General features: G+C 56.1%; 23 protein-coding genes and 1 pseudogene. 16 read left to right on the forward strand and 8 right to left on the reverse strand.

Annotated elements, in window-relative coordinates:
* The 6 genes and pseudogenes from HMPREF2891_RS00250 to HMPREF2891_RS00270 form a co-directional block, all read right to left on the reverse strand.
* Window positions 1-1,273, reverse strand: a pseudogene (locus HMPREF2891_RS00250) (hypothetical protein); the annotation flags it as partial.
* Between the two features lie 142 nt (window positions 1,274-1,415).
* Entirely contained in the window at window positions 1,416-2,480 is a 1,065-nt protein-coding gene (locus tag HMPREF2891_RS00255) for a hypothetical protein (RefSeq protein WP_070663450.1), read from the reverse strand.
* Between the two features lie 30 nt (window positions 2,481-2,510).
* Window positions 2,511-2,840 (reverse strand): hypothetical protein, encoded by a 330-nt coding sequence (locus HMPREF2891_RS09495; RefSeq protein ID WP_148131679.1) that lies wholly within the window; start codon window positions 2,838-2,840, stop codon window positions 2,511-2,513.
* On the reverse strand, window positions 2,833-3,141 hold the full coding sequence (locus tag HMPREF2891_RS00260) for a hypothetical protein (RefSeq protein WP_070663451.1): 309 nt from the start codon (window positions 3,139-3,141) through the stop codon (window positions 2,833-2,835). Before HMPREF2891_RS00260 ends, HMPREF2891_RS09495 begins: the two co-directional genes overlap by 8 nt.
* Window positions 3,138-3,938: a ParA family protein gene (locus HMPREF2891_RS00265; RefSeq protein WP_070663452.1), complete on the reverse strand. Its 801-nt coding sequence runs from the start codon at window positions 3,936-3,938 to the stop codon at window positions 3,138-3,140. Before HMPREF2891_RS00265 ends, HMPREF2891_RS00260 begins: the two co-directional genes overlap by 4 nt.
* Window positions 3,939-4,015: 77 nt before the next feature.
* The gene (locus HMPREF2891_RS00270; RefSeq protein ID WP_186822267.1) at window positions 4,016-4,588 is read right to left on the reverse strand and encodes a tyrosine-type recombinase/integrase; all 573 of its coding nucleotides are present in this window, start codon (window positions 4,586-4,588) and stop codon (window positions 4,016-4,018) included.
* Between the two features lie 680 nt (window positions 4,589-5,268).
* Between HMPREF2891_RS00270 and HMPREF2891_RS00275 the strand changes: the two genes are divergently transcribed.
* From HMPREF2891_RS00275 to HMPREF2891_RS00310, 8 genes are all read left to right on the forward strand, one after another.
* Window positions 5,269-6,465, forward strand: a complete 1,197-nt coding sequence (locus tag HMPREF2891_RS00275; RefSeq protein WP_070663454.1) for a cobalamin-independent methionine synthase II family protein — start codon at window positions 5,269-5,271, stop codon at window positions 6,463-6,465.
* Between the two features lie 218 nt (window positions 6,466-6,683).
* Window positions 6,684-7,613: a carbohydrate ABC transporter permease gene (locus HMPREF2891_RS00280; RefSeq protein WP_070663455.1), complete on the forward strand. Its 930-nt coding sequence runs from the start codon at window positions 6,684-6,686 to the stop codon at window positions 7,611-7,613.
* A gap of 11 nt (window positions 7,614-7,624) precedes the next feature.
* Window positions 7,625-8,509, forward strand: a complete 885-nt coding sequence (locus HMPREF2891_RS00285; RefSeq protein ID WP_083311172.1) for a carbohydrate ABC transporter permease — start codon at window positions 7,625-7,627, stop codon at window positions 8,507-8,509.
* 62 nt (window positions 8,510-8,571) lie between these two features.
* Complete coding sequence (locus tag HMPREF2891_RS00290) at window positions 8,572-9,876, forward strand: ABC transporter substrate-binding protein (RefSeq protein WP_070663456.1); 1,305 nt, start codon at window positions 8,572-8,574, stop codon at window positions 9,874-9,876.
* 158 nt (window positions 9,877-10,034) lie between these two features.
* On the forward strand, window positions 10,035-11,126 hold the full coding sequence (locus HMPREF2891_RS00295) for an ABC transporter ATP-binding protein (protein WP_070663457.1): 1,092 nt from the start codon (window positions 10,035-10,037) through the stop codon (window positions 11,124-11,126).
* 149 nt (window positions 11,127-11,275) lie between these two features.
* A complete protein-coding gene (locus HMPREF2891_RS00300; protein WP_083311158.1) occupies window positions 11,276-14,479 on the forward strand; it encodes a DEAD/DEAH box helicase in 3,204 nt (1,067 codons plus the stop codon).
* Between the two features lie 76 nt (window positions 14,480-14,555).
* Window positions 14,556-15,254 carry a TetR/AcrR family transcriptional regulator gene (locus HMPREF2891_RS00305; RefSeq protein WP_070663458.1) on the forward strand — a complete coding sequence of 233 codons (699 nt, stop codon included), beginning with the start codon at window positions 14,556-14,558 and terminating at the stop codon, window positions 15,252-15,254.
* Between the two features lie 150 nt (window positions 15,255-15,404).
* On the forward strand, window positions 15,405-16,142 hold the full coding sequence (locus HMPREF2891_RS00310) for a phosphoglyceromutase (protein ID WP_034508785.1): 738 nt from the start codon (window positions 15,405-15,407) through the stop codon (window positions 16,140-16,142).
* A gap of 96 nt (window positions 16,143-16,238) precedes the next feature.
* Here the strand turns inward: HMPREF2891_RS00310 and phoU are convergent, their stop codons facing one another.
* Complete coding sequence (gene phoU, locus HMPREF2891_RS00315) at window positions 16,239-16,889, reverse strand: phosphate signaling complex protein PhoU (protein WP_034508788.1); 651 nt, start codon at window positions 16,887-16,889, stop codon at window positions 16,239-16,241.
* Between the two features lie 177 nt (window positions 16,890-17,066).
* Between phoU and HMPREF2891_RS00320 the strand changes: the two genes are divergently transcribed.
* The 6 genes from HMPREF2891_RS00320 to HMPREF2891_RS00345 all read left to right on the forward strand — a co-directional run bounded on the left by HMPREF2891_RS00320 (window position 17,067) and on the right by HMPREF2891_RS00345 (window position 23,134).
* Complete coding sequence (locus tag HMPREF2891_RS00320; protein ID WP_261666814.1) at window positions 17,067-18,251, forward strand: sensor histidine kinase; 1,185 nt, start codon at window positions 17,067-17,069, stop codon at window positions 18,249-18,251.
* The gene (locus tag HMPREF2891_RS00325) at window positions 18,252-18,947 is read left to right on the forward strand and encodes a response regulator transcription factor (RefSeq protein WP_070663460.1); all 696 of its coding nucleotides are present in this window, start codon (window positions 18,252-18,254) and stop codon (window positions 18,945-18,947) included.
* A 58-nt stretch (window positions 18,948-19,005) separates the two neighbouring features.
* Window positions 19,006-19,512, forward strand: a complete 507-nt coding sequence (locus HMPREF2891_RS00330; protein WP_070663461.1) for a CarD family transcriptional regulator — start codon at window positions 19,006-19,008, stop codon at window positions 19,510-19,512.
* A 156-nt stretch (window positions 19,513-19,668) separates the two neighbouring features.
* Window positions 19,669-20,433 carry a 2-C-methyl-D-erythritol 4-phosphate cytidylyltransferase gene (gene ispD / locus HMPREF2891_RS00335; protein ID WP_034508800.1) on the forward strand — a complete coding sequence of 255 codons (765 nt, stop codon included), beginning with the start codon at window positions 19,669-19,671 and terminating at the stop codon, window positions 20,431-20,433.
* Window positions 20,434-20,501: 68 nt separating this feature from the next.
* Entirely contained in the window at window positions 20,502-21,887 is a 1,386-nt protein-coding gene (locus HMPREF2891_RS00340) for an MFS transporter (protein WP_070663462.1), read from the forward strand.
* A gap of 5 nt (window positions 21,888-21,892) precedes the next feature.
* Entirely contained in the window at window positions 21,893-23,134 is a 1,242-nt protein-coding gene (locus HMPREF2891_RS00345; RefSeq protein WP_070663463.1) for an MFS transporter, read from the forward strand.
* Here HMPREF2891_RS00345 and ispF read toward each other — a convergent pair.
* Window positions 23,131-23,625: a 2-C-methyl-D-erythritol 2,4-cyclodiphosphate synthase gene (ispF, locus tag HMPREF2891_RS00350; protein WP_070663464.1), complete on the reverse strand. Its 495-nt coding sequence runs from the start codon at window positions 23,623-23,625 to the stop codon at window positions 23,131-23,133. The two genes, HMPREF2891_RS00345 and ispF, sit on opposite strands and share 4 nt — an antisense overlap.
* A gap of 68 nt (window positions 23,626-23,693) precedes the next feature.
* On the opposite strand from ispF, the gene cysS reads away from it, so the two are divergent.
* Window positions 23,694-25,124: a cysteine--tRNA ligase gene (gene cysS, locus HMPREF2891_RS00355; protein ID WP_070663465.1), complete on the forward strand. Its 1,431-nt coding sequence runs from the start codon at window positions 23,694-23,696 to the stop codon at window positions 25,122-25,124.
* Window positions 25,109-25,762: a rhomboid family intramembrane serine protease gene (locus tag HMPREF2891_RS00360; protein ID WP_052038892.1), complete on the forward strand. Its 654-nt coding sequence runs from the start codon at window positions 25,109-25,111 to the stop codon at window positions 25,760-25,762. The genes cysS and HMPREF2891_RS00360 overlap by 16 nt, the downstream gene beginning before the upstream one ends.
* Window positions 25,763-25,788: the final 26 nt, after the last annotated feature.

The following is a 25,788-nucleotide window of genomic DNA, read 5'->3' on the forward strand; positions in this document are numbered from 1 at the left end:
CGGCCTTTACTTCCCACACCCACGTGTAGAAGCCTTCCTTGGGTGCTGCGCCCGCGTTAGCGGTAATCACCGTTTCGGGTCCTTCTGCCTTGACGGTGACGGACTTGATTAGCTCTGCGCCTTCTGGCACGGTATCGCTCTGTTCTCCCGGAGCTAGTTCGGAGACGTAGTAGACGCTTGCACGGTAGTTCACGGGCACGTCAGTGCCATCAATGTTGAGCCACTTGCCGTCCCCGTAGTTCGGGTCAGCGTTTGGAGTGAACGTGTCAGTTAGTTCAGCGCCACTGTCGATGACCTTAGCGGTATCCACATTGGACACGCCTTGTGGGCGGAAGTCGAAGATGACATCCCACGTCGGAGACTGAACAGTCTTAGCAGTGAGCTTCTCAATATCGAAAATCACATCCTGGTTACCACCACCAGGTGATGCTTTACCAAGAACAGGCGCAGGAACGTTGCTATAAGTAACCTTTGCGAATACTGAACCATTGCCGGTTGAGTGCCACTTGATTCCGTTGACCGGAGTATTGGCCGTCGTGCCAGTGTAAGTATCCGTGCCAGTTGCATCGAATACGGCCGGACCCGTGAGCTTAGCAACGAACGGATAGCCAGCTACAGGCGAGTTACTTGAGTTGAGTACCTGAATTCCGTTGAACGTACCATACATGTGGTCGGTGGTTTCAGGTTCGCCTGCCTTCCAATCAACAATGCTCTTAGCCTTGGCTTCCGCAACCATCTGGCGGGCGCGGTTTTGCACGTTAGCGGGCGCTAGCTGGAGCAACTCATTCACGTTCTGCTGAGAGGCAGCCGCCCCGAACTGTGAGTTTTCAAAGTTCACGTGTGCAAGGAAGCCAGTAGCCGCCGCGTCCACGTCAGTATCGGAATACTCTAGGGATTTCGGAGTCCACTTCTTCATGATGTAAGCCATCTGAGCAATGTTCACACTCAGATCGCCCGGACGGTTAAGACTGGGCTGGCTAGTCAGTTCTCCCGGAGTGGCGGCAACCGCCGCCGAAGGGTTTACCGCGTCGGCCTGGATACAAAGACCAGGCACAGGCTGGCCTTGGTAAGGAATCCAAGTGCCAAGCCATCCAACACTTCCGCCAATAGGCACGCCTCGCACCCAAGAGCCTGCCGCTTGAGCAGGTAGGGCATTTAGAGAGCCCGCAAAGACAAGAGCAAGCGCTGTAAAGGCCAGAGCTAGCCGGTAGGCCAGTCCTCCCTTACGGGCGCTAGGTGCGCCTTGAGCTTGCGTGGTTATAGGAATACTCATTACTACTCCACTTTCAAATAGGTTTAATGATCGATCATTAAAAGGCTCGAAAGCCCTTCACCTATTACGTAGAGTGTGCGCGCACAAAGTAGGGTGGGCACCCGATTGGGTGCCCACCCTATGAAAGCCGATTCGCAAGGTGCTAGTTACATCCAGCTATACATCCGTGATCGTTCGTCCATTTCCCGTCTTCATCGGGTTGCACCTGGTGGTGCCAGCTTCCGTCCTGGTCAGATTGGATCCATTCGGGGAAGTTTGGGTTGTAGCAGTACGGGCCGCCCCCGCACACGTCTGTGCTACCGGAGCTACTATTGCCGCCAGTGTTCCAGTCACTGTAACCGCCGCCACTGTAGCCCTCGCCGCTGTAGTCATTGCCACTGTAGCCGCCGTCGTATGCTTGTTCGTAACCACTTGAGCTTTGCTCTTGTTGTGCCTGCTGGGCTTCTGCCTTGGCTTTCGCTGCGTCATTTACGGCCTTGGTTGCTTCGTTCAAGGTTTTAGCACTCTTACTTGCCTCGTCAGCGCGAGTAAACGCGGCTTCAATGTCGGCCACGGCTTCTAGTGTTTCTGGCTTGGCCGGGTCGATTGCTTTAGCTTCTTTCAGAGCAGCGTCTAGCTTGTCGGTCACGCTCTTTTCTACGCCTTCACGGTTAGCTTTACCGGCCTGCTCGATTGCCTCGTTAAGGGTTTTCACTGCCTGGTCAAACTCGCTAGTAGCTTTGCCTGCGACTTCTTCGCGCACGTCCTTGAACGAGCCGGTGAGCTTGTCGAGCACGTTTTGAGCCTGCTCTTGCGCGCTCTTAACCGCGTTTGTGGCTTCCTTGGCTTTTTCGCGTCCTAGCGTGGATGCGTCCTTTGTCTCAATGCCTTTGAGGTTGTCTGCTTCTTCTACCGCTTCGGCAAGGGCCTTAGTGTCCGTGTCTTTTGCGCGCTGCGCTGCGAGTTCGATAAGGCCCGCCGCTTGCGTCTTGGTCTGGTCTAGTTCGGTGAGGGTTTGCTGGTAGCTCGCTTGGGCTGTTTGGTATTGCTCGCGCGCGTTCTTAGTATCTGCCTGGGTTTTCCATGCCAACCCAACCGCTACTAGCACGGCGATTAGCGCTACTGCGATAGCGGCAATAATGGGCGGGCGCTTATACCAAACCGGTTTGACCGCCAAGGCTTGCTCGGTTGTTTCTTGTGGTGGAGTGCTGGGCTGGTTCGTGCTCATGATGTTTTCCTTTACTTGCTGGTGTTGAGTCTAGTTGATTGGTCCGCGTGGTCCGACTGGTAGGGTGCCGATCTCGCGCGGTGGGACTGGTGTTTGTAGTCTTGTTCGGACTTGCTTGTTGTAGGCGATTAGGGCTTGTTCCACCCATTTGCTCCATGTGGTTGGTCCATCGTTGGCTAGGTCGGCTATGAATAGTCCGCGTGCTTCGTCTGCCACTGTTGCATCTACGCGCACAGTGATCTTTTGGTTACGCTCTTTCTGCGGTGTTGGTGTGGACTTGTTGCCTTGCGGTTGCGTTGCGGTCTGTCCGATTACGCTTTGTCCGGCTAGGGCGCTGCGCCTGGGTTGTGGCTTAGTCATTGGCTTGTCTTTCTGCGAGTTTTTGCATGTGTTTGCGTAGCCTGTTTATGGCTTGCGCGGTTTCTGATAGGCGGGTTTCCAGTTGGAGTATTTGCTCAAAGTCTTTCGTGTCTAGCACTTGTTTGACTTGTTCCCGCCACGTGTAACACCCCGCTAACATTCGTTCTGGTCCGATCCAGTATTGGAGGAAGTTAGATGTTCTTACCGTGTCGTTGTAAAGCAACTTAAGGTAGATTTCTTTATCTTCAAGACTTGCCTGGTTGTATGAGGCTAAGACTTGTTTGTTACTGACTCGACTCATTGCTTGCCTGCCTGGTGGTTTTGGATTGCGTGTAGATATTGGGTGTAGATATCGGCTAGTTCCGCTGCTTCTTGTGTGGGCCATTGTTCTAATGGCTTGCTGGCTTCCACACTGTCTGCGATTGCTACTCGCTTAGGGATGGGCGGGTTGAAGATTGTTAGTCCGCGTTGTTCTACTTCGTTGGTTAGCTCGTTCATCCAATGTCCACCACTTGTGGTGCGGGCTTCGTGTTGGTTAATGATGATTCCCCCGATTGTTAGTTCCGGGTTGTAGTAGATGCGTATCTGGTCGATGGAGCTGAGTAGTCGGGCTAGTCCGTTAGCGCTCCAGAGTTTGGAGTGTGTGACTATGAGGGCTATGTCAGTGGCGGTTAAGCCGTTAATGGTGAGTTGATCGAGTGATGGCGGGCAGTCGATGAGGCACAAGTCGTAGTCGTGGCTGATTGTGTCCAGGGCGGCGCGTAGTCTGCTTTCGCGTCCGGCTCCTGCTACTACTAGCTCGTCTCTTATTACTGGTAGGGCCTCGCCCGTGGTGGGCACTAGGTCTACCCCGTCCCATAGGCCAGGTACGGTGACTTCGCTTATGGGTAGTTGGGTGCGGCTGGAGAGCACGTCGGCCAACCCTGCAGCGTCCTCGTCTACTGGTTGGCTTGCGAGGCTACTGGTGATGTTGCCTTGCGGGTCGAGGTCTATGATTAGCACGCGCATGCCTTCGAGAACGGCGGCGCGGGCTAGGTGGTAGGTGGTAGTGGATTTACCTACCCCACCTTTTTGGTTACAAAGCGAGATGGTAAGCATGGCTTTCTCCTTGGGTGTAGAGGTCTATTAGTTGCTGGCATTGCCATAGTTGCCAGCAATGCCGGCATTGCTGGCAGTTAGAACAAATAGTTGTTGAATACGTTTGGTAGTAGGTCTAGAGCTTGGCGTTGTAGGCGTACTGAAACGTTCATGTATAGCGCGGTTGTTTGTAGGTTTTCGTGGCGCATAAGGGTTTGAACTACGCGCGCGTCTACTCCTGCTTCGAGTAGTGCCGTGGCGAAATAGTGGCGTAGCTGGTGGGAAGTCATTGTGATTCCCACTCGCGCGAAGGCGTTAGAGATGCTTGAGCCTACGGCTCTTCGTTCTACATGCGTGTTAGGGCACGTGGGGGAGGGGAACCACCAACCTCGTAGAGGATATTGCTCGGCCTCATGCAAGATGATGGGATGTACCGGCAGTGTGGCGGTTTTATCGCCTTTTCCAACCACGGTTATCATTCCGGTTGCGTGATCGAGGTCTTGTCCGCGTATCTTTGCTATCTCGTGGACTCGTAGCCCGGCAAAGGCAGCTAGCATGATGCGGGTGCGCGTTGCGTTACGCAGAGGTGACGCGAGAACTGTTCGGAGTTGTTCATCCGTGATGGGGCGCGGTTGATACTTGGGACGCTTGGGTGACGCTACACGGGACATAGGATTATCCTCACGGTGATCGCTAATCACTAGCCATTGGTAGAACGCGCGCAGATGCACGTAGTACGTATGGCGCGTGATCGCAGATGGCAGCGCGGAAAGCCACAATGTAATGTCCTCGAAATTGGCTACTTGGGCGTTCACTCCCGTTTGTCGAGTGAATTGGTCTACCACTCGCAATCGTTCATCAATCGTCCTGGGCGATAGGGAACGTGCGGACATTTCTACAGTCCATAGTCGTGCTAGTTGTTCGAAGGGAATAACAGTTTTGAGCATGACTAAAGTTTCGGTCATTAAGGCTGATAAACATGCCCAATCGCTGCAGTTCCGGGCATTGCTGGCATTGCCATCATTGCCGGCATTGCCATAGTTGCCATCATTGCCATAGTTGCCGGCAATACGGGCAAAAAGAAAAGCGAAGGGCAGGGTCAATGCAGATACGATGCCGAGAATGAGTGGGTTCTTGTGTCCAACTTGTAATGAATAGGTCGTGGGTTCGATTCCCACAGGCGGCTCTGAGCTGGCCCCCGCGAAAGCGGGGGCTTTTTGTTAACGCGTCTTTAGCACATCGTGGCACTCTGTCCACTTGCGTGACCGGATTGTGACGGCCCTGAACTCTTTCTTCCCAAAATTGTTATCTTGAAAAGCACCATCGTCGATTTACTGTTGAAGGAGGAAAGATGGCGATTCGTACCACCCATGTCGGCTCCCTGCCGCGTACCGAAGAACTGCTCAACGCAAATTTGAGGAGAAAGGAAATGGGAGAGACCATGTTCGCCCAGATCCTTCAGTCTTCGGTAAATGATGTTGTTGCAAGGCAACAAGAGATCGGAATTGACTGGGTTAATGACGGTGAGTACGGCCACGTAATGACTGAAAAACTCGATTTCGGTCCGTGGTGGTACTACTCGTTCTCGCGTTTTGCGGGGCTCGAAATGACTGACAAAGAGTATCCGCTTGCGCCGCCTGCACCCGGATCAAACATCCGTTTGGTGGAGTTCGAGCAGCGTCGAGATTGGGTGAAGTTCAAAGACGTTTATTCCGATCCGGAAGCTGCGGTAATGCCAGGCGTGAAACAGCTCTCTGAAGAGGAACAGACAAAGCAAAATTTCCCCGTTATTACAGGGCCGATCGAGTACATCGGTCATGACGCTGTAAAGCAGGATATTGATGCGCTGGTCAGTGCTCTTGAGGCTAACGGAATTGATCGCAAAGACGGGTTTATAGCTGCGGTTTCTCCCGGCTCGGCAGCCCGGCTGTCTAACGCCTTCTACGACAATGATGAAGAGGTCGTGCAGGCGTGGGCGCAAGCCCTTCGCGAAGAGTACCGCGCCATTACGGACGCGGGCCTCACCGTGCAGATCGATGATCCGTCACTGGCGGAGTCATGGGATCAGATCAATCCTGCGCCCAGTTTTGATGACTACAGGCGTTATATCCAGGTGCGTGTTGATGCGATTAATACCGCGCTGGATGGGATTGATCCTGATCTGGTGCGCCTGCATCTTTGCTGGGGTTCTTGGCATGGGCCGCACACCACGGATATTCCGTTGAAGGAAATCGTGGACAACGTTTTGACCGTCAACGCCAAATACATTTCGTTCGAGGGAGCCAATGCGCGCCACGAACATGAGTGGACGGTTTGGCGTGAAGTCGACCTGCCTTCGAACCTGGTTTTGGTTCCTGGCGTTGTCAGTCACTCTACGAACGTTGTGGAACACCCTGAGCTGGTAGCTCAACGCATTTCCAGATTCGTGGACATCGTTGGCCCAGATCGGGTGGTGGCATCCACGGACTGCGGCTTCGGGGGACGTATTCATCCCTCGATCGCGTGGGCGAAGTTGAAGTCATTGGCTGAGGGCGCGCAACTAGTTTAAGATCGCACAGAAACGAAACCTCCGCGAAAGCGGAGGTTTCGTCATGTAAAACCACGATTGCGCGAGGCAAAACTTAACAAGTAATTCGGTGCGGCAACACTGGAATCCGCGCGTTTTACGGCTTCTCTAAATTTAGTGGCCTGGGGCTCACTTGTCCGACACGGATCGTTCCTGGCCGCGACACCTGCCGTTAACTTTGCCTCCCTACAGTTTCACGCATGTGGTCGATTACGTCTGCCAAAGAACGGCGTGACACGCTGCAAAAACGCTCAGACCGGCCTGACCGGAACGAGTGGTGGCTAGCAGCAATCTTGCTTGTTCCCAATCTGATTTTCCTCGCGGTATTCACCTACCGTCCCCTTGCCGATAATATCCGCCTATCGTTCACCAACTGGAACATCTCCTCACCGACTGCGGAATATATCGGATTTGCTAACTACAAAGAATGGTGGAGCCATCCAAATACTTGGACAGTGGTCACCAACACCGTAGTCTTCACAGCGGCAACCGTGATCGGATCGTTACTACTGGGCCTGGGCCTTGCCCTTGTGCTCGACCAAAAGCTAAAGGGTCGAAATTTTGTTCGCTCGGTAGTGTTTGCGCCATACATCATCTCTGGAGCTGCAATCGGCGTTGCCTTCCAGTTCGTGTTCGACCCCAGCTTCGGCCTCATTGCAGACGTTTTTATTCGCCTAGGAAGCCAGTCACCGGACTTTTACCAACGGCCCGGCTGGGCCCTCTTTATGGTGACCTTGACTTACATTTGGAAGAACTTGGGTTACAGCTTCGTAATCTACCTTGCTGCCCTGCAAGGCCGGCGCAAAGACTTGGACGAAGCGGCAGAAATCGATGGAACCTCTGCGTGGAGGCGCCTCACCCGCGTGCTTCTGCCCCAACTGCGCCCCACAACGTTCTTTCTGTCAATCACCGTGCTACTCAACTCGATGCAGGTCTTCGACATTATCAACGTGATGACTCGGGGTGGCCCGCAGGGCACTGGAACGACCACGATGGTCTACCAGGTTTACCAAGAAACATTTGTGAATTCTCGTGCAGGATACGGCGCAACCGTTGCAACCATCCTGTTCCTCATCCTGCTGGTCGTCACCATGGTTCAAGTGCGTTACATGCAGCGAGGTGAAAAGTGAGCGCTCTACGCATGCCTCTTCGAAGGAAGAACAAGAAGAACAGTGACTCTCACGAAGAACTCAACTACGTGGGCCAGCACTGGGGATTCAAAGTCCTTGGCTACGCGGCCATGGCCCTGTCCCTAGCCATCATCCTCGTGCCCATCTACTGGATCGTGATTGCTGCGTTCAAAACTCCGGGTGATATTTACACCCATCCGGCCAATTACTGGCCTAACCCGTGGACGCTGGACAACTTTGAGACGGTTCGCAGTGACCTCGCGTTCGGAAAATACCTGCGCAACTCAATCATCATTACCGCGGTTCTCTCGGCCATCAAGATTGCGCTGGGAGTCGCCTCAGCTTACGCCCTTGCGCTTCTTCGATTCCCCGGACGCAACCTCATATTCCTGTTTGTGATCGCGTCCTTGATGGTGCCTAATCAGATCACCGTCATCTCCAACTACTCGCTCATTGCAACCATGGGTCTGCGCAACACCTTCATCGGCATAATCATGCCTCTTGCAGGCACCGCGTTTGGCACATTCCTAATGCGCAACCACTTCATGTCACTACCCACCGAAGTGATTGAGGCGGCAAGAATGGACGGAGCGCGTCCCATGAAACTTCTGTTCCGCATCGTGCTTCCGATGTCGTGGCCCACGCTGTCCGCGTTCGCCCTCATCACCATCGTCAACGACTGGAACGAATACCTCTGGCCGTTCCTCATGTCGGACGACGAGTCCACCGCACCCCTCCAAATCGGCCTGACCTTCCTCCAAAACAACGAAGGTATGACCAACTGGGGGCCCGTGATGGCCGGAACCGTACTAGCTGTCATCCCCGTACTCATCGTCTTCCTGATTCTGCAGAAGAACATGATCAAGGGGCTAACATCCGGCGCTGTCAAGGGGTAATCCCAAAACGCGCCACCAACATCTGATCCATCCCAAAACAACAATCACCTGAAAGGTAGAAAATGGACATTCGACGCATTGGCATCGCCGGCTTCGCGGCCGTCGCGCTTGGCCTTGCAGGTTGCGCCGGAACGGGCAGCGCCCCAACTGACAACGGCGCAGACAACTCCGGCGCTGACCAAGCTGGTGTTACCACCATCGAGTTCTGGTCAAACCACCCCGGATCTTCGAAGGCTCTTGAAGAAGAGATGATCGCAGCTTTCGAGGCTGAGAATCCCGACATCAAGGTTAAGCTGACCGATGCGGGTAAGAACTATGAGGAAGTGGCCCAGAAGTTCAACGCTGCGCTTTCGGGTGGACAGGTGCCTGACCTCGTTGTTGCATCCGACGTGACCTGGTTCAACTTCGCGCTGAACGATCAGCTCGCTCCGCTAGATGAGCTATTGGACCCGGCAGACACCGCTGACTACGTTCCCAGCCTTTACGACGAGTACGTGCTAAACGACAAGCACTTTGCCGTACCTTACGCGCGCTCCACGCCGCTGTTCTACTACAACAAGGACATGTGGCAGGCAGCCGGTCTGCCTGACCGCGGCCCGAACACCTGGCAGGAATGGAACGACGAGTTCGCTCCTAAGCTTGCGCAGGCCAACCCGAACGTGGCTCCGCTGGTGATTCCGGATGGTTCCTCCTACATGGACTGGTACTTCCAGGGAATGATCTGGTCAATGGGTGGCGCGTACTCCAAGGACTACACCATGTCCATGTCTTCGCCGGAATCTGTGAAGGCCGGCGAGTTCCTTAAGTCGCAGTTCGACCAGGGCTACTTCAAGGCGGTTAAGGAAGCCACCGCTCCGTTCGTATCCGGTCAGGGTGCGGCAATGCTCGAATCCACCGGTTCGCTTAAGGGTGTGAGCGAGGATGGCAAGATCAACGTAGGTACCGCCTTCCTCCCCACGCCCGAGGGTGTTCCCGGATGTCCTACCGGTGGTGCTGGCGTTGGTATCGCAGCCAAGTCTGAGAAGAAGGAAGCCGCAGCTAAGTTCCTCGCCTTCCTCACTAACACGGAAAACACGGTGAAGTTCTCGCAGTCCACGGGCTACATGCCGGTACGCGTCTCCGCTAAGGAGACCGATGAGGCAAAGAAGTACTTCGAGGAGAACCCGAACTTCAAGACCGCTGTAGACCAGCTTGAGTTCACCCAGAAGCAGGATGCAGGACGCGTCTACGTTTCCGGTGGTGGTATGCGTATTGGTGCAGCGCTAGATAAGATCGCGCAGGGCGCTGACGTTGCGCAGACCTTCAAGCAAATCGATGAGGAACAGCAGGGAATCATCGACTCCGACATCAAGCCAAAGCTCAAGTAGCGGCTTGGTAAATCGAACTATTTTGGCCTCTTCAATAAGCAGAGCTTAGCTCTGCGGCCGTGCCCCACTTAGCGGGGAGTGCAAGTGGGGCACGGCCACCCTAAGAGGCCAACAATATGGACCTAGATCCAAGTTAGATAACTACTGAAGGACAAACCGTGGCTAGTGTGACTTTTGAATCCGCAACCCGAGTCTTCTCTGGCGCCTCCAAGCCCGCAGTTGATTCGCTCAACCTCCAAATAGAAGACGGCGAATGCGTTGTACTGGTTGGGCCTTCCGGATGCGGGAAATCCACCTCGTTACGCATGGTTGCAGGCCTGGAGCCCACCACGTCTGGTCGCGTCCTTATCGGTGATAAAGACATGACAGGTGTGCGTCCTCGTTCGCGGGACGTCGCCATGGTTTTCCAGTCTTACGCTCTGTACCCCAACATGACCGTGGCGCAAAACATGGCATTTGCGCTAGAGAACATGAAGGTATCTAAGAGCGAAATTAAAGAACGCGTACAGTGGGCTGCCAGCATGCTAGAACTCGATGAGCTGTTGGAGCGTAAACCCTCCGCGCTATCTGGCGGCCAGCGTCAACGCGTGGCCATGGGGCGCGCAATCGTGCGCAAACCTACCGTGTTCTGCATGGACGAGCCACTATCCAACCTCGACGCTAAACTACGCGTCACGATGCGCGGCGAGATCGCGAACCTTCAGCGCAACCTGGGCGTAACCACGGTGTACGTGACCCACGACCAGGTGGAAGCCATGACCATGGGAGACCGCGTTGCCGTAATGCGGGACGGCCAGCTCCAGCAGGTTGATACGCCCGAACACCTCTACTCCAACCCCAACAATGCCTTCGTTGCCGGATTCATTGGCTCGCCCGCAATCACTCTTTTCAACACGACCGTGGATGACGGCCGAGCCCTCCTGGGCAGCAACGATGTGCACCTCCCGCGAAATGTCGCCGAGGCCGCCGGAGCGCAGGTAATCGTTGGCGTGCGCCCCGAAGCATGGGATGTGGTTGCGCCCTCTGAAGGCGGAATTCCGATCCGTACCAGCCACGTTGAACTCCTGGGCTCACAAGCTTTCCTCTACGGCGAAATGGTAGATGCAAACGGTGTTGTTACCGCTCCTGAACGAGTTGCGGTAATGCTTCACCGCAAGGCGCGCCCCCAGCCTGGCGACATTGTTTACGTGCGGCCACAGGAAGATGAGATCCTCTTCTTCGACGCTGAAACCGAACACGCGATCCGCTAGGCCAGGCTGCGCTGGCAACCGCTTAGTGAGTCGACATTTTGCATCTGCCGGTGTGCGCTCTCCCAGAAGAATAAGCAACAGAAAATTTGCGCTGCGCTTTCGTAATATGAAAGCAAAGAATAAGCTGCGTAGTTTTCTGGAAGTGTTTGATGGACGAGCCTTTCGACCTGCCGCCCGGCCTATACGAGACGATTATTGACGCCGGTCTCGAAGCGGCCCTGCACAAGTATGGACAGCGCGTCGTAAGTGAAGCCATTGACAACGCGGACTTCCCCTACGTCATATCCAAATACATAGCGGAACGATTTGAAAACTCCCTCTTGAAAACCAAAGGGCAACGCGAGAGGTTCCTCCTAACAGACCGAGTTCTGGAGGTCATTAACGGCGGAAACAGCGCAGACAAACCGATTGCCTTGAGGGACGGCAGAGCGCAGCTACTTACGGAAATCAAAGTTTTTGACAACTCGGACAAAACCGTGAGGCCCGATACTCCGCTTACTGACGCGGCGCTACTGACCAACGCCGAGTATGACCCCTCTATTCAAACGGAGCTTAAGAAGGAGTTTCGTTCTGCGGACCGTGTAGATGCCCTCATCGCATTCATTAAATGGACGGGGATCCGCACTATTGCTGAAGAACTCGCTGATCTCAAAGCTCGTGGGGTTCCTATCCGTATCATTACAACCACGTACATGGGGGCTACAGATCGCAGAGCTCTTGACCGCCTCGTTCGCGATTACGGCGCTCAAATCAAGATCAACTACAACACCAAATCCACGCGCCTGCATGCGAAAGCCTGGCTGATTCACCGCAACACTGGCTACCACACCGCATTCGTAGGCTCCTCCAACCTGTCGGCTGCCGCTATGCAGGACGGCCTGGAATGGAATGTGCGTCTGGCAAAAAATAACACTCCCGCGGTATTTGAAAAGTTCGAAACTACCTTCGACTCATACTGGGCCTCGCCCTCGTTTGAAATTTACGATCCAGATCGCGACGCGGCAAAACTTGACCGGGCGCTCCAAGATGGGCGTGGTTTCGAGCAGAAATCTGACGCCGAGATTGACTTCACCGCACTCGACATACGGCCCTATCCCTACCAGCAGATCATGCTGGACGACCTCGAGTATGAACGAGCGATGGGGTGCCACAAAAACCTTGTTGTGGCTGCCACGGGCACCGGGAAGACCGTTGTGGCGGCGCTCGATTACAAGGCGCTACGCGAACGCATGGCCAGCGAGCTGGGCCGGCCCCCTCGAACACTGTTTGTGGCCCACCGCAACGAGATTTTGAACCAATCCATGAGGACCTTCCGCGATGTAGTGAAGTCGCGGCAGATCATCTGGTCCACCTCCGATGGCTACAGTCTGGCACAGCTCAATGACGCTACGCTGAACCGCTACGACAACATCGCTTTCGCCTCTATCCAGTCACTTCGCCCAGACGTGCTGAACGAAATTCCGCGAGATTTCTTTGACATCATCATTATCGACGAATTCCACCACGCTCAAGCCGCCAGTTATCAGCGCCTGATGCGCCACTTCAATGCACGCGAGTTGGTGGGCCTGACCGCAACCCCTGAGCGCGGTGACGGCGTGAACGTTGCCCTCGAATTCTTCAACGGGCGTGTGGCAAGCGAACTGAGGCTATGGGACGCACTAGAAGAAGGCCTGCTGTGTCCCTTCCACTACTTCATTCAATATGACGACACGGACTTATCCGGCGTAAAAATGGTGCGCGGTGACTACGTAACCAGTGAGTTGTCGAATGTCCTGACCGGCAATGACGCGCGTGTGCGTCAGATTGTGCAGGCCATGCGCGACAAGATCTTAGACTTAGAGGGCATGCGTGCACTTTGCTTTTGCGTGGACATTGATCATGCAAAATACATGGCGCGCTCGTTTAGAAAGTTTGGCCTCAAAGCCGAGTACGTCACCTCCGCTGAATCCTCTATGGAGCGTGACAAGGCGCTTGGAGCCCTCGCTAGCGGCCAAATTCAGATCATTTGCTCAGTAGATATTTTCAACGAGGGCGTTGACGTGCCGAGTGTAGACACGGTGTTGATGCTACGGCCAACCCAATCCCCCACGGTGTTCTTGCAGCAACTAGGCCGCGGCTTGCGGCTGTCGAATAACAAGACGGTCTTAACTGTTTTGGACTTTGTGGGTAACCAAAACGAGGCCTTCCGCTTCGACCTTAAGTTGCAGGTGCTTACGGGTACGTCGCGCAAGAATCTCATGGCAGCTGTGGAGAAGGGCTTTAGTCATCTGCCTGCCGGATCGCAGATTTTCCTCGAAGAAAAGTCGCAGAAGGTAGTCCTGCAATCAATAAAGAACAATCTGAACGTATCCACGCAGAAACTACCGGCCGAAATTCGGAACGCGGCCCTTGCCGCGCGGGTTGACGCGCAGGACTACCAACTCACGGATTATTTGAAAGACTCCCACCGCGACATTGCAGACATTTACAGTCGAAAAGACTTCAGAAAGCGCCCCATTTCGTGGAAGCGTTTACTGCACGTGGCGGCCACGGGTAGCGATCTCGCCGCGGATGCTTATGAGGACGTTCGCCGCAGGCTTCGCGCTTTCGCGCACGTGTCTGACCCAGAGCGGATCGAAATCTACCTCAAGATTCTTTCCACGCCACACTACCGTTACGAGGCGATGACGGCGCGCGAAAAGTTCTACGCGCACATGCTCATGTACTCGTTTTGGCCCAGCGGTAAACGTGACGAGAAAAAGATCGCGTCCATCGACTACGCCTTGCAAGTTTTGAGATCCACACCGGACCTCGTTGATGAACTGAGGCAAATATTCGTAGCTGTTAGTGATCGTACGAAGAAGCTATACCAGCAGCCCGCTGGCGAAATGGGGCTGTGGTCACCGCTTAAAGTGGGCGCGGTGTACACGCGCGAAGAATTGCTGGCTGGCATCGGCGTTGGATACGAGTTTCAAGGCCAGGCGCCCGGCGGCGTGCGTGAGGGGGTTAAGTACTGCGAGTACACCAACACGGAAGCCTTGCTGGTGACACTTGTAAAGTCGGAGGCTGACTATTCACCTAACACTCTGTACCGCGATTTCGCGCTTACACCCACGCTATTTCACTGGGAATCGCAGTCTAGCGCAGGACCGCACACCAAGGCGGGCATGCGGTACCTGGAGGGGGAATCCAACATCGCCCTCTTCATCAGAGAACACAAGAAGGACGCGTTGGGGGAGGGCGCGGCATACACATTCGCAGGGCCAGCGCATCTGGTTGAAGCCAAAGGGGCGCGGCCGATGCAGATCACGTGGGAGCTTGACTACCCGCTGCCCCCAGACCTTTACATGTCCGCCCGGGCGGTAGCTTCCTAACTTAGCGCCACAAACCGGGTAGGCTGTCCAAACCCGCATATAATCTTGAAGGCGCACGTGACAGGGAGGAGGCGGCGTGAGCAGCAGGTTTGAGACCCAGCAGCGACTCATTGATGCAACGCGCGAGATCATAATCCTCGAGGGGGTAGAGGGATTCACGCTGGATAACGTGTGCCGCCGCGCGGGTTTTACCCGGGGCGCGTTCTACTCAAACTTTTCTACCAAGGAATCGTTGCTCGCGGCGCTCGCGGAAGACGAGTACGCAGATCTGATTGAGCGCCTTGACATGCAGGTTGAAAAATGGCGTAGCGGTGACACGGCAAAGCCAGCACAAATCGACTCCCTGTTGTTTGACGCGATGGACGCGATTGGGGTTAACCGCACTCTTTACGCCCTCCACACAGAAATGCAGGCCCGTTCGGTGCGAGATCAAGAATGGGGCGCACGCCTGGCCGACCTCAATGAGGAGTTTTTAACCGCTTTGGGGGGAGTTCTTGAAACCATCCTCGAGGCTGCAAGGCGTAAACCCGAAGCGCCGATGCGCGTGATCACTCACGCGGTGATCGGAATTGTTTTGAGGGCCGCCGCGGTTGATGCCCTAGTGGAGAGCTATAAGGAACACCAGAGCCAGGCTCGAAGCCGCATGGTTGGTCCGGCCTCACCGCCGCGGATCGAACGCACGGTGCCACAGCACCTTCCCATTGCGCAGTCGCCTGCTAAACCGATTGTTGAAACGATCATTCCGCTTCTGTACGCGATGTCGAAACCGATTTGAGCGAAACTTCTCGCCAAAGAATGTTTCCTCAATGAAGACGCACAACAATCGGCGGAAAATAGGGGGAAACGAACCACGAGTTGGAAGTTTATTGACCAAAACCAGGCTTAACCTAAAGACATTGATCGCCAGACATGGGATAATGAAGCCATGGCTTTTAAACTGATTCTGCTCCGTCACGGGCAAAGCGATTGGAACGAAAAGAACCTGTTCACTGGATGGGTTGACGTTCCGCTGACAGAACTAGGTAAGGAAGAGGCCGTTCATGGCGGCGAGCTTCTTAAGAAGGAAGGTGTCCTACCGGACATCCTCTACACGTCCCTACTTCGCCGCGCAATCTACACGGCAAACCTGGCGCTAGACGCTGCTGACCGCCACTGGATTCCGGTTAAGCGTTCCTGGCGTCTAAACGAGCGTCACTACGGTGCGCTGCAGGGCAAGAACAAGAAGGAGATCCGCGACGAGTACGGCGAGGATCAGTTCATGCAGTGGCGCCGCTCCTACGACGTACCGCCACCGGCAATCGAGGCTGGTTCGGAGTTTGCTCAGGATGGCGATCCGCGTTACGCGGGCGAGCCGATTCCGGCAACCGAGTGCCTAAAGGACGTCCTCGAGCGTCTGCTTCCGTACTGGGATGAGCAGATTGTTCCAGACATCAAGAGCGGCAAGACCGTTCTGATTGCAGCGCACGGCAACTCGCTACGCGCAATCGTGAAGCACCTTGATGATGTTTCCGACGAGGACATCTCGGCAGTGAACATCCCCACCGGCGTTCCGCTACTTTATGAGCTTGACGAAGAAACGCTCAAGCCCATCAAGAAGGGCGGCACCTACCTTGATCCCGAGGCTGAGGCGAAGATCGCTGCTGTAGCCGCGCAGGGTAAGTAAGCAAACTACAAGAAGGGGCGATGACCGCAACGGTCATCGCCCCTTCTTTGCGCTAAGAACAGTAGGGAGCGCCTCTAACTAGCAGGGACACGTAGCCTAGTCAGTGAGGAAGCGTTCACCCTCGATCAGGTACATGACATTGCGGCCAACATTGGTGGCGTGATCGCCAAAACGCTCGTAATAGCGGCCAACCAGCGTCAAGTTAATGATCTGCGCGGGGGTGAGCACAAAGCTGGGATCCAAAAGCATGCGGTGGAGCTGCACGTGCAGGTCATCCATCACGTCATCATCGGTCTGCATTTGATTTGCGAGGTCGGTGTTGGGATCCTCCATCAGCTTCGCAGTGTTCTCGCCCGCGATTCGCGCCTGTTCGCCCATCTTCGTAACAATCTCCGCGATCTCGGGCGGCAGTGCGTCGGTGTGTGCCTGCTGGCGAGCAATAACCGCAATGTTGCGCGCAAGGTCGCCCATGCGCTCTAGCGTCTTGGTCATGCGCAGGCCGGTAACGATCAGTCGCAGATCGCGGGCAACAGGAGCTTGCAGGGCCAGAAGCTGCGTGCACATCTCATCGATAATGTAGGCGAGGTCGTCAATCCGCTCATCCGCATCGATAGTCTGTTCTGCCAGTGCACTGTCATTCTCATCGAGTGCGCGTGAGGCGCGGCCAACAGCTCGTGACACCTGCCCCGCCATACGTGAAAGTTGGTTGCCGAGCTGGGTGAGCTCCTGGGTGTACATCTCCCGCATTCTTATTCCTCCAATGTGGTGCTTGAGGCCCAAAGGGAGGGCCTACTTATAGCCGAAAGTAATAACACCATGCGCGGGTGTCCCGGCTGGATGCAACAGGTTAACGAACGGTTAACGGATGCCGGATGTTTAGTGTAATCACGACAAGCGCCGGGTTTTGGCCCTATTGTCTATATTGTGGGTGGTGTAGAGACCAGTTTGCTAATTTTGGTGGCTCTTGTTGGCCTATTCGTGGGGGCCGGAGCGGGGCTTGCATTTCGCGTATCGCAATCCCAGATTCGTGAATCATCACAGGACGAGGAATTTGAGCCGCCTGTGAATCCTGAGCTTAAGTCGGCCCTCACTGCTATGGCGTCAAGCTCTGTCATTGTGGACAGTGAGAATCATATTGTGCGGGCGGACGCCCAGGCGTACACCCTTGGCCTCGTTCGTGACGAAGAGATCGCGCACAAACAAGTGCTTGAAATGGTTGAGGACGTGCGTAAAAACGGGGTGACACTGCGAAAGAAGATGCAGCTACCTCGCTCGCGATACTCGTCGGATTCCCCCATTTACCTAGATATTCGCGTGGCGGCGCTCCTTGGCGGGCGCGTGCTGATTTTGATCGACGATGAGACGAAGCAAAAACGGGTTGACGCGGTTCGCCGTGACTTCACTGTAAACGTGTCCCACGAGTTGAAAACCCCGATCGGTGCGATCGGTCTGATTGCTGAAACTCTGCAAGACAGTGACTACGATCCCGAAGTGGTTCGCATGTTCACCCCCAAGATGGCAGCGGAGGCCGCGCGCCTATCCACCCTCGTGCAGGATCTGATTGAGCTTTCGCGCCTCGAAACCGGTGATCCTCTGATGCGGGCCCAGCGGATTAACATTGACGAGGTTGTGTGGGAAGCCGTTCAGCTGGAGAGCAACCGGGCGGCCGCCTCGCATATTGATATAGAGGTGGGGGAGCCTTCTGGTGGCATCGTGTGGGGTGACCATAACCTGCTTGTCACCGCGGTTCGCAACCTGGTGGATAACGCGATTCGTTACTCGGATCCGCACACGCGCGTGAGCGTGAAAAGCTCGGTTGTGGATGACCTGGTGCGCGTGGCGGTTGTGGATACCGGAATCGGTATGGACGAGGCAGAGAAGGAACGCGTGTTTGAAAGGTTTTATCGTGTGGATCCGGGCAGGTCGCGAAATACTGGCGGATCGGGCTTGGGCTTGTCTATTGTGAAACACGTTGCTGCAGATCATGGTGGAACTGTTTCGGTGTGGTCCAAGAAGGGCCACGGTTCCACATTCACACTGGTGATTCCGCAAGCCGAGGGCGAAGAGAATGTGGATTCTGAGGATTCGGAAGAGAGCGAGGAACGCTAATTGAAGACGATTTTAGTTGTGGAGGATGAGGAATCGTTGCGCACTCCTCTTGCTTTCAGTCTGCGCAGAGACGGGTACGAGGTGCTAGAGGCGGAAAGCGGCGAGGTTGCTCTTGCAACTTTGGAGGCCGCTACTCCTGATCTGATCTTGCTTGACCTGATGCTTCCAGGAATCTCGGGCACGGAGGTGTGCCGCCAGGTGCGCCGCACTTCGAAGGTGCCGATCATCATGGTGACGGCTAAAGACGATGTGGTAGATCGCGTGGTGGGCTTGGAGCTCGGCGCGGATGATTATGTGACAAAGCCGTACTCTTACCGCGAATTGCTTGCACGCATTCGTGCGGTGTTGCGCCGGCGCGTACCCGAAATTGAAAGCGGAGACGAGGAAGATGTCCTCACTGTTGGTGATGTGCTTGTGCGCGTTGACCGACACGAAGTTGAGGTGGGTGGAGAGCCGGTTCACTTGCCGCTTCGCGAGTTTGAACTGCTTGAGCTTTTGATGCGCAACGTGAATCGCGTGCTTACGAGGACGCAGATTATCAACATCGTGTGGGGCCCGGATTACGTGGGGGACACGAAGACGTTGGACGTGCATGTAAAGCGCTTGCGTTCGCGCATTGAAGCAGATCCTTCTAATCCGCAACTGTTGCAAACTGTGCGCGGACTGGGATACAAGATGGTGGATCCCCTCGAGTAAGTGCACGTAATTGCTGGTAAAATAGGGGTGTTGAGCTAACATCAGGAGTTTTACAGCAATGACATTCAAAGTGGGCGAAACCGTTGTGTACCCACATCACGGCGCTGCCACAATCGAAGAGATTTCTACGCGCAAATTTGCTGGCAAGGACAGAACTTACCTTACTCTTCGCGTGACTACGGGGGATCTGACTATTCAGGTTCCTGCAGAGAACGTGGAGCTCGTGGGGGTTCGTGACGTGGTTGACGAAGAGGGTTTCGAAGAGGTCATGGATACGCTCCGTGAGGAGAACACGGAGGAGCCTTCAAACTGGTCGCGCCGTTACAAGGCAAACCAGGAAAAGATTGCGACCGGCGATATTGTTCGCGTTGCAGAGGTTGTTCGTGACCTGTCGCGTCGCGACGCCATGAAGGGCCTATCGGCCGGCGAGAAGCGTATGCTCTCAAAGGCTCGCCAGATTCTGACTTCCGAATTGGCTCTCTCGCGTGAGGTTGATGAGGACGAAGCGAGCGATCGCCTGGATGAGATCCTCGCGGAGGGAATTGACGAGGCGGAAGAAGAATAAACTGATCCTGCGATTTTGAGGCCGCACCTGCGGCCTCAAACTTTATGCGGGGCCGGCGTGAGAAGCTTTGGAGTGTCCAAATGGGCTGGCTGGCGCAAGGATTAGTGCGGGTGGTTTTGAGTAATGGGCAGTGTTTCCACGGTGCGAGGAGGCGTGATGAGTAGTTCGGTTTTTGCAGTCGTTACGGCTGCAGGTTCGGGATCGCGGCTTGGCCATGACACGCCGAAAGCGCTGGTGCAGCTAGCTGGAGTGTCCTTGGTGCGCCGAGCTGTGGATGGTATTCGCGTTGCGGGTGTGGATGGTGTTGTGGTGACTGCCCCGCCAACTCACTTGGGCGAGTTCGAACAGATTTTCGCTCAGGAACCAGATGTGGCTGTGGTTCCAGGCGGCAACATCCGCCAGGATTCGGTGTATAACGGCCTGCTCGAAATTCCGCGCCTCGCCAAACGGATTGGCAAGGAATTGGATGAGCGCACGCCCGTGCTTATTCACGACGCCGCCCGATGCCTCACCCCCAAGCGCGCCATTAGAGACGTCATTGAAGCGCTGGAGAGCGGGTTAAAAGCTGTCATTCCGGCGGTTCCTGTTACCGACACACAGAAGGTTGTGGAGCCGGTGGGGGCCTCCTCGAAAATTGAAAAAGTCGTTGGGCAAGTTGATCGCGCGCAGCTGCGCGGAGTTCAAACCCCGCAAGGTTTTCACTGGGAAACCGCTATGCGCGCACACGAGGCGGGCCGCGAACTGCTGGCCCAAGGTGTGGAACTAACCGACGATGCCGGGCTTGTGGAAGCTCTTGGCGAGGATGTGCATGTGACGCCGGGTAGCGCGCTGTCCATGAAGATTACAACCAAACTAGACCTGGTGGTTGCCGCAGAAATCCTGGCCCGGCCAGACCGGTATCAGAGCCTGTTGGAGGAATAACATACCGCCAACGAAACTAAATGGTCTTTAAATCCATAATTTTCTGATTTCGGGTTAAAGTCAGAAGCGTGACTACTTCATCAACTAATCACAGCTTTGGCAACGAGGCCCCCGCTAAAAAAGAAAGCATCCTAAATAAGACCGTTCTTGCATGGTCGCTTTGGGACTGGGGTTCGGCCGCATTCAACGCGGTTGCCACCACATTCGTATTTTCTGTTTATTTGACTTCCGGCATGTTTGCCGACACGGATAAGTCATCAGAGTCGCTGAGCCTTGGCCTCACTATCGCGGGTTTTGTGATCGCGCTCCTCGCGCCGATTACCGGCCAGCGTGCAGACCGGCGCGGTAAAGGCACGTTCTGGCTGGGTTTCAACACTTACGTAGTGGTGATGCTGACCGGCATGATGTTTTTTGTCCACCCCGAGTCGGTGTTTGGCCCGCTCGGCGCAATGTGGCTTGGCATCGCGCTACTTGGCTTCGGAAACGTTTTCTTTGAGTTCGCGTCCGTGAACTACAACGCGATGCTCGCGCGCGTGTCCACGCCCAAGACTATGGGCCGCGTGTCTGGCCTTGGCTGGGGACTTGGCTACGTGGGCGGCATCATTTTGCTCCTGATCCTCTACTTCGGTTTTATCGCCCCCGAGGTGGGCCTGTTCGGTGTAACGGCCGAGAATGGCCTGAACGTTCGCGTATCTATGCTGATTGCCGCGCTCTGGTTCGGGCTTTCCACAATCCCCGTGTTAATCGCGGTTCCCGGCCGTAAGGTTGCAGGCGCTGACGAGGCCGGACACGAGTCGATCATCGACTCCTACAAGCTTTTGTTTAAGACCGTAAAAGACCTATGGAACACGTCGCCGCACACAATCTTCTTCCTGATCGCGTCGGCCATCTTCCGTGATGGACTTGCGGGCGTGTTCACGTTCGGCGCTATCATTGCGGCCGGCACGTTCGGATTCAGCGCCGGTGACGTGCTGATTTTCGGCATCGTGGCAAACGTTGTAGCGGGCATCGCGACTATCGGATTTGGCGCGTTGGACGACAAGATCGGCCCGAAAGCCGTCATCTTGATCTCGCTTATCGCAATGGTGATAGATGGCATTTTGATCTTCATCCTCCACGACGCCGGCTCCGGCACGTTCTGGGTGCTCGGCCTGATCCTCACCGTGTTCGTCGGCCCCTGCCAGTCGGCTTCACGCACCTTCCTCGCCCGTCTCATTCCACAAGGTCGCGAGGGAGAGGTATTTGGCCTGTACGCCACAACCGGCCGCGCGGTGTCCTTCCTCGCACCGCTGTGCTTCGGCCTATCCGTGCGGCTTGGATCCAACTTCGTTCCCGAGGGCGCCTCGTCGCAGTACTGGGGCATCCTCGGCATTGTCCTCATCCTGTTTGTGGGCCTCATGCTGATCCTGCCGGTTAAGACCGAGCAGGCACATCTGGGTGCCTTTGAGGACTGAACGCTATGAGCGAGCCGCAGCCGCCCGATAAGGAACAGCCGCGTTTCGAAGGTCACGACCTGCACAGTCCGCAGTATCGAAAGATCTCGATCAGCCTGTTTCTAGCCGGCTTGGCAACGTTCGCTTTGCTTTATGACACGCAGCCCGTTTTGCCGCAAATCAGCGCGCATTACGGGCTGCGTCCCGATCAGGCGGCCCTGTCCATGTCCATCTCCACTATTGGCCTGGCGCTGGCGTTACTGATCGTGGGGCCCATATCCGAAGTACGGGGCCGCACCCGCATCATCTTCATCTCCCTTTTTGCGGCAGGCGCCGTGGCAATCTGCGTAGGACTCGCACCAACGTGGGAGCTGATGCTTCTGCTGCGCCTCATACAAGGAATTTCCGTGGCGGGCCTACCCGCAGTGGCTATGGCATACCTAACCGAGGAAGTGCACAGGTCTGCACAAGCCCGCGCCGCCGGCCTCTACATTGCGGGCACAGCGCTGGGCGGCATGACGGGGCGCCTCGGCGTATCCGCATTCGCGGAGGTAGTGGGGTGGCGGGGCGGCCTCATCGCAATGGGAGTGGTAGCGCTGCTCTGCGCAATCCCGGTATGGCGGTTTCTGCCCCGGTCTCAGGGGTTTATTCCCGGCGAGTCAGGGCTGGCCAACCTTGCGCATCAAACCTCCGCAATCATGCGTGACCCGGTACTACTCGGCCTGTTTTTCATTGCCGCGGTGGGAATGGGCTCATTCGTTGGTGTATTTAACATCATGGGGTTTCGGTTAGAGGCCGCCCCATACGGCTACTCTGTTGGCGTCGTAGGCCTGATCTTCCTGGTGTATGCGCTCGGATCCTACTCGTCAGCCTATGCTGGGAAACTCGCGCAAAAATGGGGACAACGCAAAGTTGAACCCTACGCGATCAGCGTGATGATCTGTGGCCTGCTCCTCACGCTCGCCGCACCCATATGGGTCATCATCATCGGCCTCGCCATCTTCACCGCTGGCTTCTTCGCCACCCACGGAGTCGCATCCGGATGGGTGGCCGCCCGCGCCCGCGCCGGCGTTGGCGCAACCGGACAAGCCTCGTCGGCCTACATGTTCTTCTACTACCTGGGCTCATCCATTTTTGGTGCGCTCGCGGGAACTTTCTGGCATTGGAACACCTGGCTCGGCGTGGTACTCATGGCCGGCGTGCTACTGTTTACCGGCTTGGGAGTGGCGCTTGTACTTAGGCGGGTCAAGCCCCTCGGAGCGCGCTAGTCTACGCGCTGCACCAGCGCGGACGCGATGCCCGCAACTCCCTCGCTCCGCCCGGCAAAACCAAGCTTGTCGGTGGTTGAAGCGCCAAAACTTACCGGAGCTCCAACAACCTCGCTCATGCGTTGTTCCGCCTCAGCCCTGCGCTCCCCGATGCGCGGGCGCTCCCCGATGATTTGCACGGACACGTTCACAATCGCGTAACCGGCCTGCTCCACCAGGCGTACCGTTTCGCGTAGGAGCGCCTCGCCGCTCGCGCCCGACCACTCTGGTCTTGACGTGCCAAAGTTTGTTCCCAGATCGCCCAGGCCTGCCGCCGCAAGTAAAGCATCGCAGCACGCGTGCGCGGCAACGTCAGCATCGGAATGGCCTTCCAAACCAACCTCGCCGGGCCATTCAAGGCACGCCATCATCATCTTCCGCCCCGAATCTGCGGGCGCAAAAGCGTGCGTGTCAAAACCAATACCGGTGCGAATAGGTAAAAGCGAAGTCATGGGGCCAGTTTAACGCCGCGCGTTGAAAACGTTATGCCCCATGCGTTCAGGCTGGGTAGGCTAAAGGCGTGAATCTTCATCTTTATGACACCAAAAGCCGTTCCCTCCAGCCACTGAAGCCCGTTCACGAGGGCGAGGTTGGCATCTATCTGTGCGGAGCCACCGTGCAGGGTAGCCCCCACATCGGGCACTTGCGATCCGCGGTAGCGTTTGACACGCTGATCCGCTGGCTAAAGAAGAACGGCATGAAGGTCACCTACATCCGAAATATCACGGATATTGACGACAAAATCTTGAACAAGTCCGCCGAGGCCGGGCAGCCATGGTGGGCATGGGCATCCAAGTTTGAACGCGAGTTCGCCCAGGCTTACGACGCTCTTGGGCTTATTCCGCCCACGTTTGAGCCGCGCGCAACCGCACACATCCTGGACCAGGTCCAGCTGGTCCAACGGCTCATCGATCGCGGACACGCATACCCGGATGGGGCCGGCAACGTCTATTTCGACGTGCATTCGCTAGATGACTACGGTTCGTTAACCCACCAGGATTTAGCGCAAATGCGCACCACGGAAGACGAGTCGCAGATCGATTCTAGTGTCGAGGCTGGAAAGCGCGACCCGCGTGACTTCGCCCTATGGAAGGCCGCTAAGCCGACTGAGCCGAGTACTGCTTCCTGGCAGTCCCCGTGGGGGCTAGGCCGTCCGGGCTGGCACTTGGAGTGTTCCGCAATGTCGCGCCGCTACCTGGGGGAGGCGTTCGATATTCACGGAGGCGGCATCGACCTGCGTTTCCCCCACCACGAGAACGAGCAGGCGCAGTCCCATGGCGCTGACTGGCCGTTTGCAAGCCTGTGGGTGCACAACGCGTGGGTGACGATGAAGGGGGAGAAGATGTCGAAGTCGCTCGGCAACTCCCTGGTGGTTGCAGACATCTTGCAACGCGTGCCCGCACCGGTGTTGCGTTTCGCTCTAGGCACGGTGCACCACCGCTCTACCGTGGAGTATTCCGAAGAAACGATCCACGCTGCAGCCGCCGCTTGGGAGCGTATTTCCGGATTCGTCCAGCGCGCCGGTGAGGTAGCGAGTGTGACCGTGAGCGAGGTCGCCGAGCGAGCTGTACCGCAAGCCTTCGCGGCTGCCCTCGACAATGATCTGAATGTGGCGGGCGGCTTAGCCGTGGTTTATGAGCGCATGAAGGCCGGTAATCAGGCCCTCACGGATGGCTCCGAGGGGGAGGCGCGCGAGGCGTTGCTGGATGTGCGCGCAATGCTCGACATTCTTGGCTTGGATCCGGCATCGCCGCAGTGGGCCAGCGATGATGCGGAGGCCGGTGGAAAAGACAAGGCTCTGGACGTCCTTGTGAATCACTTGATTGAGCAGCGGGAGCAGGCGCGTACCGCGAAAGACTGGGCTACGGCCGATTCGATCCGAGATGGCCTGGCTGCCGCTGGCGTTGTTGTTGAAGATGGAGCTGATGGCGCCAGATGGCATATCGGCTAGATCCGCGCGTTCAAGAGGTCGTGCCTCGCGGGCGCGGCCCTCTTTTGGAGCGTCTTGCCGGCCCGCTGGGCGTGGTCTTGCTCGTGTGGGTGGCATTTATCCTGCAACCGCTTGGAGGCCGGGAGTTACTGCTTAACTTTGGCGTTCCCGCACATGATTTCACGAGGCCGTGGACGTACTTTACGTCCATATTCCTGCACGGCTCCGTAGCGCATGTAAGTGGTAACACCACATTTCTTGCGCTCCTCGGGGTCCTAATCGGGCTGGAGGGGAGGCGGCGCTGGCTGGCCGTGTTCGTGGGGTCTGCAATCGGGGCGGGCCTGTTTATCAGCGCGTTCACGCCGGTGGGCCTCACTATTGGTGCGTCTGGAATCGTGTTTGGCTACTTCGGATACATTCTTGCGGCCGCCCTCGTGGAGCGAACCCCGTGGGTCAAACTGGTGCGGATCGTGGTTGCGATTATGCTTCTGAGTGCCTACAGCGCCACCATTCTCGTTGGTTTCTTACCATCTGGGGGAGTGTCCTGGCAGGCACACGTTGGTGGTTTCGTAGGCGGCATCGTGGTTGCGGTAATAGCGGAGAAGGTTGTTGAACCCAGATCCGAAAACGCCGCGCGGCGCCCTTCAAATCCCTATTAAGTCATGGCTCAGATCTTCGCTACAAT

Source organism: Actinomyces sp. HMSC065F11 (assembly GCF_001813085.1).
Classification (GTDB): Bacteria; Actinomycetota; Actinomycetes; order Actinomycetales; family Actinomycetaceae; genus Gleimia; species Gleimia europaea.

Coding starts and splice junctions, on each gene's coding strand:
- HMPREF2891_RS00255 (WP_070663450.1), bottom strand. CDS start 2,480: ATGAGCACGAACCAGCCCAGCACTCCACCACAAGAAACAACCGAGCAA.
- HMPREF2891_RS09495 (WP_148131679.1), bottom strand. CDS start 2,840: ATGACTAAGCCACAACCCAGGCGCAGCGCCCTAGCCGGACAAAGCGTA.
- HMPREF2891_RS00260 (WP_070663451.1), bottom strand. CDS start 3,141: ATGAGTCGAGTCAGTAACAAACAAGTCTTAGCCTCATACAACCAGGCA.
- HMPREF2891_RS00265 (WP_070663452.1), bottom strand. CDS start 3,938: ATGCTTACCATCTCGCTTTGTAACCAAAAAGGTGGGGTAGGTAAATCC.
- HMPREF2891_RS00270 (WP_186822267.1), bottom strand. CDS start 4,588: ATGTCCCGTGTAGCGTCACCCAAGCGTCCCAAGTATCAACCGCGCCCC.
- HMPREF2891_RS00275 (WP_070663454.1), top strand. CDS start 5,269: ATGGCGATTCGTACCACCCATGTCGGCTCCCTGCCGCGTACCGAAGAA.
- HMPREF2891_RS00280 (WP_070663455.1), top strand. CDS start 6,684: ATGTGGTCGATTACGTCTGCCAAAGAACGGCGTGACACGCTGCAAAAA.
- HMPREF2891_RS00285 (WP_083311172.1), top strand. CDS start 7,625: ATGCCTCTTCGAAGGAAGAACAAGAAGAACAGTGACTCTCACGAAGAA.
- HMPREF2891_RS00290 (WP_070663456.1), top strand. CDS start 8,572: ATGGACATTCGACGCATTGGCATCGCCGGCTTCGCGGCCGTCGCGCTT.
- HMPREF2891_RS00300 (WP_083311158.1), top strand. CDS start 11,276: ATGGACGAGCCTTTCGACCTGCCGCCCGGCCTATACGAGACGATTATT.
- HMPREF2891_RS00310 (WP_034508785.1), top strand. CDS start 15,405: ATGGCTTTTAAACTGATTCTGCTCCGTCACGGGCAAAGCGATTGGAAC.
- phoU (WP_034508788.1), bottom strand. CDS start 16,889: ATGCGGGAGATGTACACCCAGGAGCTCACCCAGCTCGGCAACCAACTT.
- HMPREF2891_RS00330 (WP_070663461.1), top strand. CDS start 19,006: ATGACATTCAAAGTGGGCGAAACCGTTGTGTACCCACATCACGGCGCT.
- ispD (WP_034508800.1), top strand. CDS start 19,669: ATGAGTAGTTCGGTTTTTGCAGTCGTTACGGCTGCAGGTTCGGGATCG.
- HMPREF2891_RS00345 (WP_070663463.1), top strand. CDS start 21,893: ATGAGCGAGCCGCAGCCGCCCGATAAGGAACAGCCGCGTTTCGAAGGT.
- ispF (WP_070663464.1), bottom strand. CDS start 23,625: ATGACTTCGCTTTTACCTATTCGCACCGGTATTGGTTTTGACACGCAC.
- HMPREF2891_RS00360 (WP_052038892.1), top strand. CDS start 25,109: ATGGCATATCGGCTAGATCCGCGCGTTCAAGAGGTCGTGCCTCGCGGG.